Annotated in this window: 14 protein-coding genes; 7 read left to right on the forward strand and 7 right to left on the reverse strand. The window is 34.9% G+C overall.

The window, feature by feature from the left end; genetic code table 11:
* The first annotated feature begins 40 nt into the window (after window positions 1-40).
* The 3 genes from ACO05K_RS12005 to ACO05K_RS12015 all read left to right on the forward strand — a co-directional run bounded on the left by ACO05K_RS12005 (window position 41) and on the right by ACO05K_RS12015 (window position 3,748).
* A complete protein-coding gene (locus ACO05K_RS12005; protein WP_421944672.1) occupies window positions 41-895 on the forward strand; it encodes a glycosyltransferase family 2 protein in 855 nt (284 codons plus the stop codon).
* 489 nt (window positions 896-1,384) lie between these two features.
* Window positions 1,385-2,020, forward strand: a complete 636-nt coding sequence (gene xrtY, locus ACO05K_RS12010; protein WP_421944673.1) for an exosortase Y — start codon at window positions 1,385-1,387, stop codon at window positions 2,018-2,020.
* A 3-nt stretch (window positions 2,021-2,023) separates the two neighbouring features.
* Entirely contained in the window at window positions 2,024-3,748 is a 1,725-nt protein-coding gene (locus tag ACO05K_RS12015; RefSeq protein ID WP_421944674.1) for a carbamoyltransferase, read from the forward strand.
* Window positions 3,749-3,805: 57 nt separating this feature from the next.
* On the opposite strand, the gene ACO05K_RS12020 is transcribed toward ACO05K_RS12015, so the two are convergent.
* The 5 genes from ACO05K_RS12020 to ACO05K_RS12040 all read right to left on the reverse strand — a co-directional run bounded on the left by ACO05K_RS12020 (window position 3,806) and on the right by ACO05K_RS12040 (window position 9,822).
* Window positions 3,806-5,059 carry an ATP-binding protein gene (locus ACO05K_RS12020; protein WP_421944675.1) on the reverse strand — a complete coding sequence of 418 codons (1,254 nt, stop codon included), beginning with the start codon at window positions 5,057-5,059 and terminating at the stop codon, window positions 3,806-3,808.
* Between the two features lie 927 nt (window positions 5,060-5,986).
* Window positions 5,987-7,369 (reverse strand): sensor histidine kinase, encoded by a 1,383-nt coding sequence (locus ACO05K_RS12025; protein ID WP_421944676.1) that lies wholly within the window; start codon window positions 7,367-7,369, stop codon window positions 5,987-5,989.
* Window positions 7,370-7,863: 494 nt separating this feature from the next.
* A complete protein-coding gene (locus tag ACO05K_RS12030; protein ID WP_421944677.1) occupies window positions 7,864-8,649 on the reverse strand; it encodes a hypothetical protein in 786 nt (261 codons plus the stop codon).
* A complete protein-coding gene (locus ACO05K_RS12035; protein ID WP_421944678.1) occupies window positions 8,650-9,249 on the reverse strand; it encodes a hypothetical protein in 600 nt (199 codons plus the stop codon). It abuts the gene before it with no gap.
* A gap of 267 nt (window positions 9,250-9,516) precedes the next feature.
* Window positions 9,517-9,822 carry a hypothetical protein gene (locus ACO05K_RS12040; protein ID WP_421944679.1) on the reverse strand — a complete coding sequence of 102 codons (306 nt, stop codon included), beginning with the start codon at window positions 9,820-9,822 and terminating at the stop codon, window positions 9,517-9,519.
* Between the two features lie 43 nt (window positions 9,823-9,865).
* On the opposite strand from ACO05K_RS12040, the gene ACO05K_RS12045 reads away from it, so the two are divergent.
* The 3 genes from ACO05K_RS12045 (at window position 9,866) to ACO05K_RS12055 (ending at window position 11,253) form a co-directional block, all read left to right on the forward strand.
* The gene (locus ACO05K_RS12045; RefSeq protein ID WP_421944680.1) at window positions 9,866-10,069 is read left to right on the forward strand and encodes a hypothetical protein; all 204 of its coding nucleotides are present in this window, start codon (window positions 9,866-9,868) and stop codon (window positions 10,067-10,069) included.
* Between the two features lie 120 nt (window positions 10,070-10,189).
* Entirely contained in the window at window positions 10,190-11,116 is a 927-nt protein-coding gene (locus ACO05K_RS12050; protein ID WP_421944681.1) for an IS1595 family transposase, read from the forward strand.
* Window positions 11,116-11,253, forward strand: a complete 138-nt coding sequence (locus tag ACO05K_RS12055) for a hypothetical protein (RefSeq protein WP_421944682.1) — start codon at window positions 11,116-11,118, stop codon at window positions 11,251-11,253. Before ACO05K_RS12050 ends, ACO05K_RS12055 begins: the two co-directional genes overlap by 1 nt.
* Window positions 11,254-11,354: 101 nt before the next feature.
* Here the strand turns inward: ACO05K_RS12055 and ACO05K_RS12060 are convergent, their stop codons facing one another.
* Window positions 11,355-11,687, reverse strand: coding sequence for a hypothetical protein (locus ACO05K_RS12060; RefSeq protein ID WP_421944683.1), 333 nt, complete (start codon window positions 11,685-11,687; stop codon window positions 11,355-11,357).
* 91 nt (window positions 11,688-11,778) lie between these two features.
* Between ACO05K_RS12060 and ACO05K_RS12065 the strand changes: the two genes are divergently transcribed.
* Complete coding sequence (locus ACO05K_RS12065; protein ID WP_421944684.1) at window positions 11,779-12,000, forward strand: helix-turn-helix domain-containing protein; 222 nt, start codon at window positions 11,779-11,781, stop codon at window positions 11,998-12,000.
* Window positions 12,001-12,252: 252 nt separating this feature from the next.
* Here the strand turns inward: ACO05K_RS12065 and ACO05K_RS12070 are convergent, their stop codons facing one another.
* Complete coding sequence (locus ACO05K_RS12070) at window positions 12,253-12,453, reverse strand: hypothetical protein (RefSeq protein WP_421944685.1); 201 nt, start codon at window positions 12,451-12,453, stop codon at window positions 12,253-12,255.
* Between the last annotated feature and the right edge of the window lie 263 nt (window positions 12,454-12,716).

The raw sequence follows: 12,716 nt of genomic DNA on the forward strand, positions 1-12,716 counted from the left end.
ACGGTTATCTATATGCCATCAGAATGACAAAATAGAATTAATGAATAAAAATTTCAGTTTTATTATTCTTACATATAATGAAGAAATTCATTTACCAAGATTGTTAAATTCTATAAAAGAATTACATGCTGAAACCTTTATTCTGGATAGTGGGAGTACGGATAGCACGTTAGAAATTGCCAATGCATATTCAGATGAGGTTAAGGTTAATCCATTCACTAACCATCCACAGCAATGGGATTTTGCACTGAAAAATTTCGACATAAAAACACCATGGGTAATCGGACTAGATGCCGATCAGATTGTAACTCAACAATTATTCGATTTGCTAAAAAGTTTTAATCCTAAAGATTACGACGATGTTGATGGCATTTATTTTAATCGCAAGAATTATTTTCAAGGCAAATGGATAAGATTTGGTGGCTATTACCCTTTTTATCAACTAAAAATGTTTAGAAATGGTATCGGTTATTCTGATTTGAATGAGAATATGGATCATCGATTTATCGTTCCTGGGAAAACAATTATCTGGCGAAAAGGATATTTGATTGAAGACAATTTGAAAGAATATGATACCAATTTCTGGTTAAAAAAACATGAGCGATACAGTGATTTAATTGCAGCTGAAGAGATTGAGCGAATGCAAAAAATCAGAAACCAAACACTTAAACCATCTTTATTTGGTAGTCCTGATGAAAAAAGAGCCTGGTTTAAAAATCTTTGGTGGAAATTGCCATTAGGCTTTAGACCGTATTTATACTTTTTGTATAGAATGCTATTTAAGTTTGGTATTTTTGAGGGGGTAAAAGGCATCCGTTTTCACTATTTGCAAGGGCTTTGGTTTAGGTTACAAGTAGACAGGAAGATTTCAAATTTGAAACGGAGGATTGGTTAGGGCAAATTGTTGTATTTTTTTATTGATTATAGTCCATTGGTGAATTATTTAGTGAACAAATTATTGTCCTGGCCGGACGGGCTTCTTCTTTTTGACAGCAAAAAGAACCCAAACCGAGCTTTTTGCGAGCTCATTAATACATTTAAAATCATTAAAAACTAATTAATAAACTGCCGGCTCGCTAGATTTCTGTTGAAGTCAGTAGTAAGGCCAATTTGTGCTTCCCGAAACCTAGACCCTGCCGGTTAAAAAGCGGAACGGGGATTTTGTGTTGAGGCTTAGCTAGGAGGAGAGAATAAATTGGTTAGTTGGTTAGTTGGTTAGTTGGTTAGTTGGTTAGTTGGTTAGTTGGTTAAGGTAAATGAATATCGAGATAGATTATTTTACTTTGGCAAAAATAAACATTGAAATTCGAGTTATAAATAAGAAGATTTTTACAAGATTAAGGCGAATAGAAGATTAGTTATCTTCAAAAAAATCAAACAGAATATGAACGAAATCCAGAATGCAGCAGCAAAGAAGCAAGCAGATAAAAAGGCAATCAAATTTATTATATCCTTATTTGTATTATACATATTATTTAGCCAGGGTAACCTCTTTATGAATAGTGTAATGAATCCTGGAGGGAAATATTACAATGCATTTATAGCAGAAAACTTTGATTACATACAAGGTTTAAAAAATGCGCTAATCGTTCCTGCCGTTTGGATTATAAAGCTTTTCGGCTTCTATGCCATTCATAATGAAATGGATGTAATGGTTGTTAATGGCCCTCTACTTCGTATAAATTACTCTTGCTTAGGTTTGGGTGTAATGAGCTTTTTAGCTGCATTTGTACTGTCATTTCCTGCGAGTTGGAAAGAGACCATTAAAATGTTGATTATCGGTATTATTACCATATACATTTTGAACATTATGAGAATTTCTGGCTTAGGTTTACTTTTTGGATTTTTCCAAAGTCAGCGAAATTACTTTGAATACCACCATGAAATTTTTAATGTAATTGTTTACATCATCATATTTATTATTCTTTTCTTCTGGATTAAGAGAAATACAAAAATCAGAAAGCCAAAAGAAAACGTTTCGGATAACCAAAGTGATAACACAACAGCTAAGCTAGATTAGTAGATGTACATTTTAGGTATAAACGCATATCATGGAGATTCTTCTGCCTGCATTTACAAAGACGGTGTAATAATAGCTGCATCAGAAGAGGAACGTTTCAGACGAATAAAACATTGGGCTGGCTTTCCAGAATTAGCAATTAAATTTTGTTTGCAGGAAGCAGGTGTTGATATCAGAGATGTAGACCACATTGCTATTTCCAGAGATCCAAAGGCTAATTTTAGCAAAAAGGTTCTAACTGCCCTCAAAAACAGATTAAGCTTAAAAAATATTGCGGATAGAATGCGAAATCTGCAAAAGGCAAAAGGCATTAACGAAGAATTTATAGCTCATTTTGGGTTAAAACCAAACGAATTAAAGGCACAGATACATAATGTTGAGCATCATCGTTCGCATTTAGCAAGTGCTTTTTTTGCGTCGCCATTTAAAGAATCGGCCATATTAAGCATTGACGGTTTTGGCGATTTTACAAGTACAATGACAGCGGTAGGAAAAGGCAATCAAATTAATGTACTTGATTCGGTAAGTTACCCCCATTCTCTTGGTCTTTTTTACACGGCTTTAACTCAATATTTAGGTTTTCCACATTATGGCGATGAATATAAGATTATGGGACTTGCTCCATATGGTTCGCCAACATTTGAAGCTAAAATTCAAAAGTTAGTTCATTTAAAACCAAATGGCTTGTTTGAGCTTGATTTGAGTTATTTTAGTCATACTAAAAAAGGTGTTCAAATGGTTTGGGAGAATGGAATACCTTCAATGGAATCTGTATTTTCTGAAAAACTGATTGATTTACTCGGAAACGCAAGAAAGCCAAATGAACCTATTGAGCAAAAGCACAAAGACATTGCAGCTAGTGTTCAAAAAGTAGCGGAGAATGTTTTATTTCATGTCTTAAATCATTTGCAGCATATAACTCAGCTCGATTCAATTTGCATAGCTGGTGGAGTTGCTCAAAATTCCGTTGCAAACGGTAAAATCAAATTATTTACTAAATTTAAGAACGTTTACATCCCTCCTGCCGGGCATGATGCAGGCACAGCTATTGGTGCTGCACTTTGGGTATATAACCAAACATTGGGCTTTGAGCGGACTGAAGCCATGGAGCATGGCTATTTGGGCAGTTGTTACACAAACAATTACATCGAAAGTTTATTAAAAAAGCGAGAAATAGCTTATCTAAGATTACGTGAAAATGAATTTTATGATGCTGTGGTTGATTGCTTAACCAAGAATGGTGTGGTTGGATGGTTTCAGGGAAGGGCAGAATTTGGCCCACGGGCTTTAGGGAATCGCTCTATTATAGCTGACCCTAGAAATGCTGGTGCGAAAGAGCTCCTAAACAATAAGATAAAACGGAGGGAATCTTTCAGACCATTTGCGCCATCTATTTTAAAAGAGTTTGTTTCAGAGTATTTTGAGCAAAATGATGATGTACCGTTTATGGAAAAGGTTTTTTTAATTAAAGAAGATAAACGAGCAGAAATACCAGCGGTAACACATCTAGATGGAACCGGTAGATTGCAGTCTGTAACAGCAAGACAGAATCAAAAATACTACCGCCTTATTAACCATTTTTACAAGCAAACCGGAACGCCAATTTTACTAAATACCTCATTCAATGAAAACGAGCCAATTGTTAACGCGCCTGAAGAGGCTTTGGATTGTTTCCTAAGAACCAAAATGGATATGCTTGTGATGGAAGACATCATTATTAAAAGATAAATTTATGCTTAAAGCTCAACTCATACTTCTATTGTAAATCTATCTGAATTAATTTTTTTATTGCCAAAGTATATGAAATGGAACTGCCCATAACTTATTACCAAAAGGCACTGCTTCTTTACCTGAGTAAAGTATAATCCCTCCTCTAAAGTCCTCCCCGACCAGATCAGCAAAAACCTTGATTCCCTTAAAGTCTTTCACGCTCAAATTTTCAGTCTTTTTTACTTCAATTGCGAAGACTCCTCCATCCGCACTTTCCAGAATAAAATCTACCTCTATACCATCACTAGTCAGAAAATGATAAAGTTTAGTTTTGATATCACTAAAGGAAATTAGCTTGGTAAGCTCTGCGGCTACATAATTTTCCAGTATATGACCAAAGAGATCTGGTCTGTTTTTAGAGATATCCTCCAGATTAAGCTCAAGCATATAACAAAGCATCATCGTATCGGTTAAATAATTTTTTGGAGACTTAACCAACCTTTTATTGATATTCCTAAACCATGGTTCTACATCAAAGTTAAGAAACATCATTTTTAAGATGTTTCTATATAATTTCCCCGTTACAGGGTTCAATCCCAAATCCCTGGCTAAGTCCGCGTCATTTACTAAATTTGCGGCTCTTGAAGCCAGTAAACGTAGCAAGCTTGGAAGAATAGAAATTTTTTCCAGTTCAGCAATCATCCTTACGTCCCGCTGTAATATAGTGGTTATGTACCCATCAAACCAGACATTTCTCTCGGTCGTATCTTTTCCAGAAATTTCAGGATATGTTGCATAGCTCATGGCCTCAATAATTGAGAGTTCGGTATTCTTTAAATCAGAAAAATCAAAAGAAAGTATTTTTTCCAAACCATTGCCATTTCCACTTAGCGCTTCTGCGGTGCAGAATGGATATAATGTCAATACATTCATCCTTCCGACCAATGGGTTTGAGAGTTTAGGTAGCGCAAGAATTTTCGCTGAACCGGTGAGCAGGAATTTACCATTAGCAGAATTAGGTTGATTAAAACGTGATTCATCAACTACAATCTTTAGTGCCGGAAAAAGTTCAGGTACCATCTGAACTTCATCAATGATGACTTTTCCACTCTGAGCTGACAAAAAAGCTTCTGGTTCTGCAGCAGCAGCTGCCATTTGCGTTGGCCTGTCAAAAGTAATATAATTAACCTTTTCTTCTTCCGGCCAAAGCACTTTGGAACTAGTTAGCACCAACGTACTTTTACCTGCCTGTCTAGGTCCGTTCAGATATACGACGGGGCTGACCTTGAGGGCAATTTTTAGCTTATCTATTATAAATCTATTATACATAATAACGTCATTATTTCTTGTAAAAGAAAAGTTAAACTTTATAAATTCAAAGGTTATAATTTATTTTTACAAGAAAAAGCAAATCATCAGTATCGTATGACCATAGGAATTATTATGATTGTTAATGGTAATCTGCTAATGATAAGAACTAGTGATTCTGTTACATAGTCAGGCGCACCAGCAAGTTCCTTAGGGCAACTTTTGTAGGCATGGGAGAAAATCATGACCTTCTGGCTCCTAGCCGCTATCACAAAGCAGTAATCATAGAATGGAAGCGATGCCACAAATACTTTTGCAGGCAATAACCTCACCAGTCTCTCTAAAATCTTCAATACCCAAAACCAGTGTCAATTACGGAAACTCCACTTTTCAATGTCTGCCAAACATGAGCGCTAAGTCCATTTCCCTTATCATACCAACATACACATACCCCCTCAACTAACGGAAGATAGCCAAGCGGAAAGCAGTAAATTACCTTGTCATCCTTGGATTGCTATCCTGAAGGACTCAAATACTGCCAGATTTATTTCAATTGGCGTAACATTTTTTTTTATTTATAGCAAGCCTCCTCTGCATCTGACTTTTTTTCCAAAATAGGGTCTGATGAAATACTTTCCATGGAAATAAGTTCCTGAATAAATAAATGCGGGATGATATATAAGCTTTATAAGCAGTTAATGATTTTCGCTCCCCCCATCCTAATTTTTACTTCTATCTAGATTATACAATTGGTTGATGAATTATCATCGCAAAGTTTATCCTTGCATGCTTGTAGGAATAATTAAATTGGCTTCTCGATAAGATCACCATTGTTCGACTGTTCAACATTTTATACAATGCTTAAGCCAGATATTCAGGCCTCTTTCATCTGTCCCAAGCCTTCTTTTTCCGAAAGCGAAAGACTGGAGATTTTAATTGCCAGACCGTCTATCTACCTTTCCTTGCATCATTCGCCAAGAGTAGGGAAATAAAAAATTTAGAACCTGCATTTAAAACACTTTCAAATCCGATTTTACCGCCCATACGTTCTATAAACTCCTTACATAACACTAAGCCCAGTCCAACTCCCTTTTCATTATTTGTACCGTAAGTGGGTGCTGCTTTGATCGAAAAAATATTTTCCTGATCGCCAGGTGCGATCCCTCTGCCATTATCGATTATTGAAATTTCACAATCATCGTTGATGATATGAGCATTAATACGGATCATACCACCATTTGCAGTAAATTTTATCGAATTGTTGATCAGGTTGCGCATAACGATCTGCAGCATATCTACATCGGCCAATACCATTAAATGAAAAGGGATAGAATTAACAAGTGTAATGTCTTTATTTTTTGCATAATCACGTGCCATTTCTATGGTACTTTCAAGCACTTGCAGCACATTTATTGTCTCAAGCTGCACAACAGACCCGCCCATCTGAGATTTGGACCAGTTCAACAAATTGGAAAGCATAGTGATGGTATGGCTGGTGGCACGCTCTAAAGATTTCTCAATCGCACGCCGCTCTTCAGCACCCAGCCTGTTTTTATTCAACAGACTAAAGTAACTTTGAATACTGACTAAAGGGGCCCTCAAATCATGGGATATGATGGACATCAAATTGTCTTTCTCCAAACTGCGCTGTTCCAGCTCGTCTTTCTGCCGCAAAATTTGCGCTTTGCTACTTTCTATTGCAATTGTCTTTTGCTGGGCATCCATGCGTTCAAAATCATAACTGCGCCTGATAAACCTGACAACGATATAAATAACGAACACTGGCAATGGAAAAGCAGTCATTCGATCAATAAATTGACCCTCAACCGTAGTAAAGGGATATTTTATAAATTCAGGATAATAGTAGCCAACAGTGTGCAACGCAAAAAACCACAACAAATAAATAACTAGCCACTTCAGGTGCTGCTGATAAGGCGAAATAACCAACAAAACCAGTAAATAAGCTGGCCAGATGATGTCGGTGGATCCATTAGTACCAGCAATTGCAAAATAATTTATTCCAAAAACCAACAATCCCATAATTCCGAAGAGTGTACTGTTGTGTGGTTTATTTTGGAACCTGGAATAATAGTACTGATAAACGAAGAATAGGCAGATCAATACCGCAGAAACAGACCCGACGTATAGACCTGCAACCAAGTTGTAGGGCGCATAAATCATCGATGCGGCAATCAGGCCAATACTAACGGAATGAAACACCCTCCTTTCCAAAGAAAACTGGGCTGGGCTGCCAATGAGTGCTAACCAAAAGCTGGCTTTTCCATTTTTTGCTTGAGAGAAAAGAAAATTAAAAATAATAAGTTTAGCCATGGCATAGTTTCAAAGACTGAGTGGCACTAGTTCCATGTTTAGATAGGAGAAGAAATGTACTTTCTTCTCCTATTTTATTACGCGTCTGTTGAATGCTACCCAAAAGGTGTTAAGCTGAATAAAAGCTGAAATTAATTATTTAACTGTTATTTGGAACAATAATTTATAACAAATCTATTTCTATTGGGATAATACCAATCTTTCCTAATTTATCCATTATCCAAAATTTACTGATTATCAAACTATTATTGGGAGATGAAATTTAAACTGGATTATAAAAGAAATATTTGAAAATAAAATTGCCAAAGAAGGAATGCGATGAATAGCCTTAAGAAACTTAGTGAGAGACTTTATAAAATACAATAGCAGCCTTTTTCCTTTTTGGATTAATATAAAAACTAAAATTTATTAAGGCGACAATATAGCAAATTACCCCTTGTAGAAATTGGTGAGAAAAATAGAAAGGTAGAGTTGTTTTGAACTCTACCTTTCTATTAAATGCTTAGCAAAAGTTTATCAGCTAATTCCAAGCGAATTCTTCTACTTCCAAGGTCAGTGAGACGATAATTTCCATTCTTCAATTGAATAACTTGTCTTTTATCTGGAGCAGATAGCTTTTTAATATTGTTGGTAACTAATGGCGCACTACTTAAAGAATGTATACCCAATTCTCTTCTGCTAAATCCGTTTTCTCCCGCATAATGCAGCAATATAAGAATTTCTTCATCTGGTCGAAGGTCTGTGCGTTGAACAATTATTATATCACCGAAGACGCCGATACATGGAACATCAAATTGAAGAAGCTCTCTAATAGTTTTAGCAACTTCCTCTCTATCGCCATTCCAAAATATTCTCAGCATTTCATTCATACACCACCTTACAGACTCAATTAAATATTTTGAATCCATGTGATTTGGACTATAGGTGGGAGATATATGAACCGCACCTCTATCACTTCTAAACTCATATATCGCACCCAACACATTCGATAGATGTGAAACATCTTTTCTGTTTAGCGAATGCGGCACGTCATTATTAACAAGATACCTTTTGCAATCTTTTACTTCCTTATTAAGATTTAAATTCCCACTATCTAAATGATATAATATTCTGAACGCAATTTCTGCAAACTGCCCTGCGTCAAGTTCTGCAGGCTCCCAATCTCTTTGAATAAAACGACGTTCAATTGAAAGAAATTCATCAACAAACTGTGTTGCCAGTAAATGGTCAAAAGGAGGAGATAGATTAGATATTAAAGTGTCTCTTTCAACTAAGCCCATTTAACCTTTTGACTCCTTTATTAGGTTTTGTACAAATAAATTACCAGCGTCGGTCAAATACCAAAGATGAGGGCTTGCTGTGGCGTTTTCTCCCACCAACGCGTTATTATTCAATTTTACTTTTCCTAAATCTCTAGCTACATTAGTAGCACGAATAGTTTTTGATTGTTTATAATGTGTATTGAAAGTATTGGTAATCTGTGCGATACTTAATTCGCTTATTTTTTTTTCACTGTTAATTACGTACATAACCCACAAAGCTTTTTGCAATGTAGTCCAATTCATTGAAGGCGCACTATATTTTTTAGGGTCATTTTTGAAATCGATAGGTTCAATTTTCATAACACTACTCCCTGCTGACGATGATTTTTTACGAGAATTCTTCTTCTTTTGAGGGGCAGGTGGTAATTGAGATTGAGGAATTTCTGTAGCTTCCACATCCTCTGTTTCTGTGCTATCTCCAAAAACCTGTGGAGTAGTCAACCCTTTTAATTGATTTGCTACACTAGAGGTGATAGATGCTACATCTTCTTTTGAGCCCTCCACTTTTAATTCAAATCCAGTAATTTTAAGTTCAAATTTAAATTGATTTTTTGCCATGTTATTTTAGATTTAACAGTAAATATAACAAATCACAACTATTATTTGGAGTATATGCAGATAAAGGCGGAAGTTTAGCTTTATAGAATTTTATGCAAAAAGAATATAAAACAGATTTAATACGGTGGAAAGCTGAATTTAATTGTAAATGGCTATCAAATCTATGTATTGAAGAATTAAAAATTGTCCTAAACTTTGGCGGAGAAAAACTTGGAGGTGTCTTATTCTCACTACTAAATATGGAATTAAACTATAAAGAAAATCTTGTTAGTGATCCTCACAGATATGATTAAAATCTAAAATTAAAGTAATAGTCAAGGCTCTTGCTAAGCTGAAATATTGCTTACTTTCTTCTGTGGCATCGTATACTTTAAATTTTTCAATTAATGGTAAGGCGTATTTATAAAAATCCTCCACAAGTGGTTTTAAAAGATGATTCTCCTTTTCTTCAATTTCAATAATTGTAATAACATGAAGCATTGAATCCTTCAAGCTCATTACTTTATCGAATCCATAACCTTTTAGATTCAGGAGTGATTGATAAAAATGTGGCAGCGTTTGTTTAAATGACATATTCAAATATAACACATAGTATTCTAAGTCTAAAATTCATAAAATGCACGAATCAGAAATCAAAAACAAGGCTCTCAAAGAAAAGAAAGAGCTAGAACAACAAATCAATACCCTCATATCAGATTATGAAGAGCGTTGGAGACAACAATTCGAAAACATCTCCCTAATTCCAATAAGTGCAATCAAAAACAATTTGCCTTACGACCAGCAAAAAGGTGGAAGAATTCAATTGTTTATAAATACTTAAATTCTTTATTCCAGTTAGGCACAGCACTTTCTTGCAAGTTTTTTCAGAAAAATGGTGGACCCCATGTCTATTAGTTGGACCTTTATGTCCATAATAGATCGAGAAAACACCAAACAGAAAATGGAACAACACTACACCAATTTATTTGAATTAGTAGAGTTTTTAAAAGACGAAGAAACAGCTGTAAAGCACCTCGAAGAATTAAGATGGAAAGGTAACAGGGCATGTCCTCATTGTGGAAACATCAAATCTTATGCTCTTAAAAGCGGCAAATATAAATGTGCCGATAAAGATTGCGACGAACAATTCACTGCTAAAGTTGGAACTATCTTTGAAGGTTCAAAAGTTCCACTTAAAAAATGGTTTATCGCCATCTATCTACTTACCTCACATAAGAAAGGGGTATCTTCACATCAGTTAGCAAGAGATTTAAAAGTAACGCAGAAAACAGCATGGTTCATGTTGCAAAGATTACGTACAGCATTGGGAAACGGAAGTTTTGAGATGCTTGGCGGAGAAACTATAGTAGAAATCGATGAATCTTTTGTGGGTGGTAAGAATAAAAACCGCCACGCAAAGAAGAAAGTCAAAAATTCACAAGGTAGAAGCTGTATTGACAAAACACCAGTATTAGGAATGATTGAAAGAGGTGGCTTACTTGTAGCTAAAGTGATGAAAGATACTTCTGCCTCAGAAATTCAGCCAATTGTTGATGAAACCATTAAACCAAACTCAACTGTAATGACTGATGAATGGAGAGGTTATAGAGGATTAAAGAAAAGCCACTCTCACAGTTTTGTTAAACACGGGGAAGGTCAATATGTTGTTGGTAATGCACACACAAACACAATTGAGGGTTTTTGGAGTCATTTAAAACGTAGTATATTTGGAATATATCATTCTACTTCAAGATTGCATTTACAAAAGTATGTTGATGAAAGCGTATTTAGATACAACTATAGAAAGGCTGGTGACGGCGAAAGAGTTGCGATGGTAGTAGATCTTGCTAACTGCAGATTGAAATATCACGAACTAAAAAGACTATAATGAAAAAAGCGAAAGCAAAACAAATCAAGCCAAAAGAGGAAAAGAATGAAGAAATCACTAACCCTTTCTATGGCATTTCAATGGAGCAAGCAGTAGATAAGATAGTTAAATCTGGTAAGCCCAAGAAAGAAAAATAATAGTGGCACAAGCCAAACAATAATGTGAACTTTAGCATAGCAATTCAATAATTGTAGTGTAGTTCTAAAAGAGAGGATTGTAATGTGTCCTCTCTTTATTTTTAATCCTGAAGTTGATTATCTAAATAAATCCGAGAGTCAGGATATTTCTTTTTGAAACCATCAATCGTCTTTTTAACATCATCTTCATTTTCGTACTGAAATCTAATTGAACTTGCGGTAATGCCAGCCTTACCACTAGCAAATTTATCTCTGCTACCATCAACTTTATAAATTTCATAGTTAAGTGTTTCTGAACCGTCTTCCCAAACAGTACTATTAAAAAAGAGAAGATAGGTTTTATCATAAAGAATTGTATCTCGCTTAAATCTAAGCGGTTCAGATTTACAACTAAAAAGCATGGCTATCAATAAAGCCAAAGAGAGTTTTTTCATATTATTCAGTTTTCGATAAAACTAAATAATAAAATCAAAATTAGGCACTTATGCCTAAATAATATTTACACATCTACAGCACATTTGACTAATGTTATCACAGTCAGATGAAAAGGAGCAATTAGAAGCATTCGGTAAGAATCTTCGAAGAATTAGGAAGGAGAAAGACCTTTCAATGGAAGCACTTGCAAATTTGGCTGAAATAGAATTATCTCAGATTTATCGCATTGAGACGGGGAAGATTAACTGTAAGCTCATTACAATATTGAGGATAGCCAAAGCGCTTGAAATAGATGCTAAGGAGTTGTTTTGAAAATAAAGTAGCCCCTCGTTACATCTAACGAAGGGCTTTCAATACTTTTTCATAAAATTTGTTTAATTTTTAAGAGGTCTAATTATATAAAAGTAAATCATGCTGTAAAAAGAATACTTTTTGATCTTCATTAAATGAAAGCTAAAATCAAATTACAAATGCAAGCATCTAAAATGCAATTAAAACCTAGTAAACCATTAAAAATTGTTATCACTGCACCAATAGAAATTATCTGCAATGATAAAATGTTAGTTAAACTTTAGTTAAACCAGCTTTAGGGTATTTAGCTTTAACCTGCTCAAAGGCAGCGTCTCTTGCTTTATCAACTTCAGCTTGAGTAATTCTTAGATTATTTGCTCTAATCAAGTTATCAATAATGATACTTTGCGTTGCAACTTGAACTTCTAAGTCAATTACAGCTTGGGCTAAATTTATTCCACCAACTTCAATCATATTCTTCGTGCCTATTGTTTAGTAGGCAATTTTTATTATCAAAGAATGTGCAATTGTTATAAACTATGTAATTTGTCAGTAAGATTTTATTTCAAACGACAAAGTTAGTTGATTTCACTTTATTCTTGCTGACAACCTGACAGAGTAAGAAAGACTACTTAGTTAAACATCTATTACAATTATATTGAAAGATTTCTGAAGTTTACAAAACAAAAGGGCTGCAAGAGCCCTTTATCGATTAATTGAAGTATTCATTTTTCATA

Source organism: Pedobacter sp., assembly GCF_965227205.1.
GTDB lineage: Bacteria > Bacteroidota > Bacteroidia > Sphingobacteriales > Sphingobacteriaceae > Pedobacter.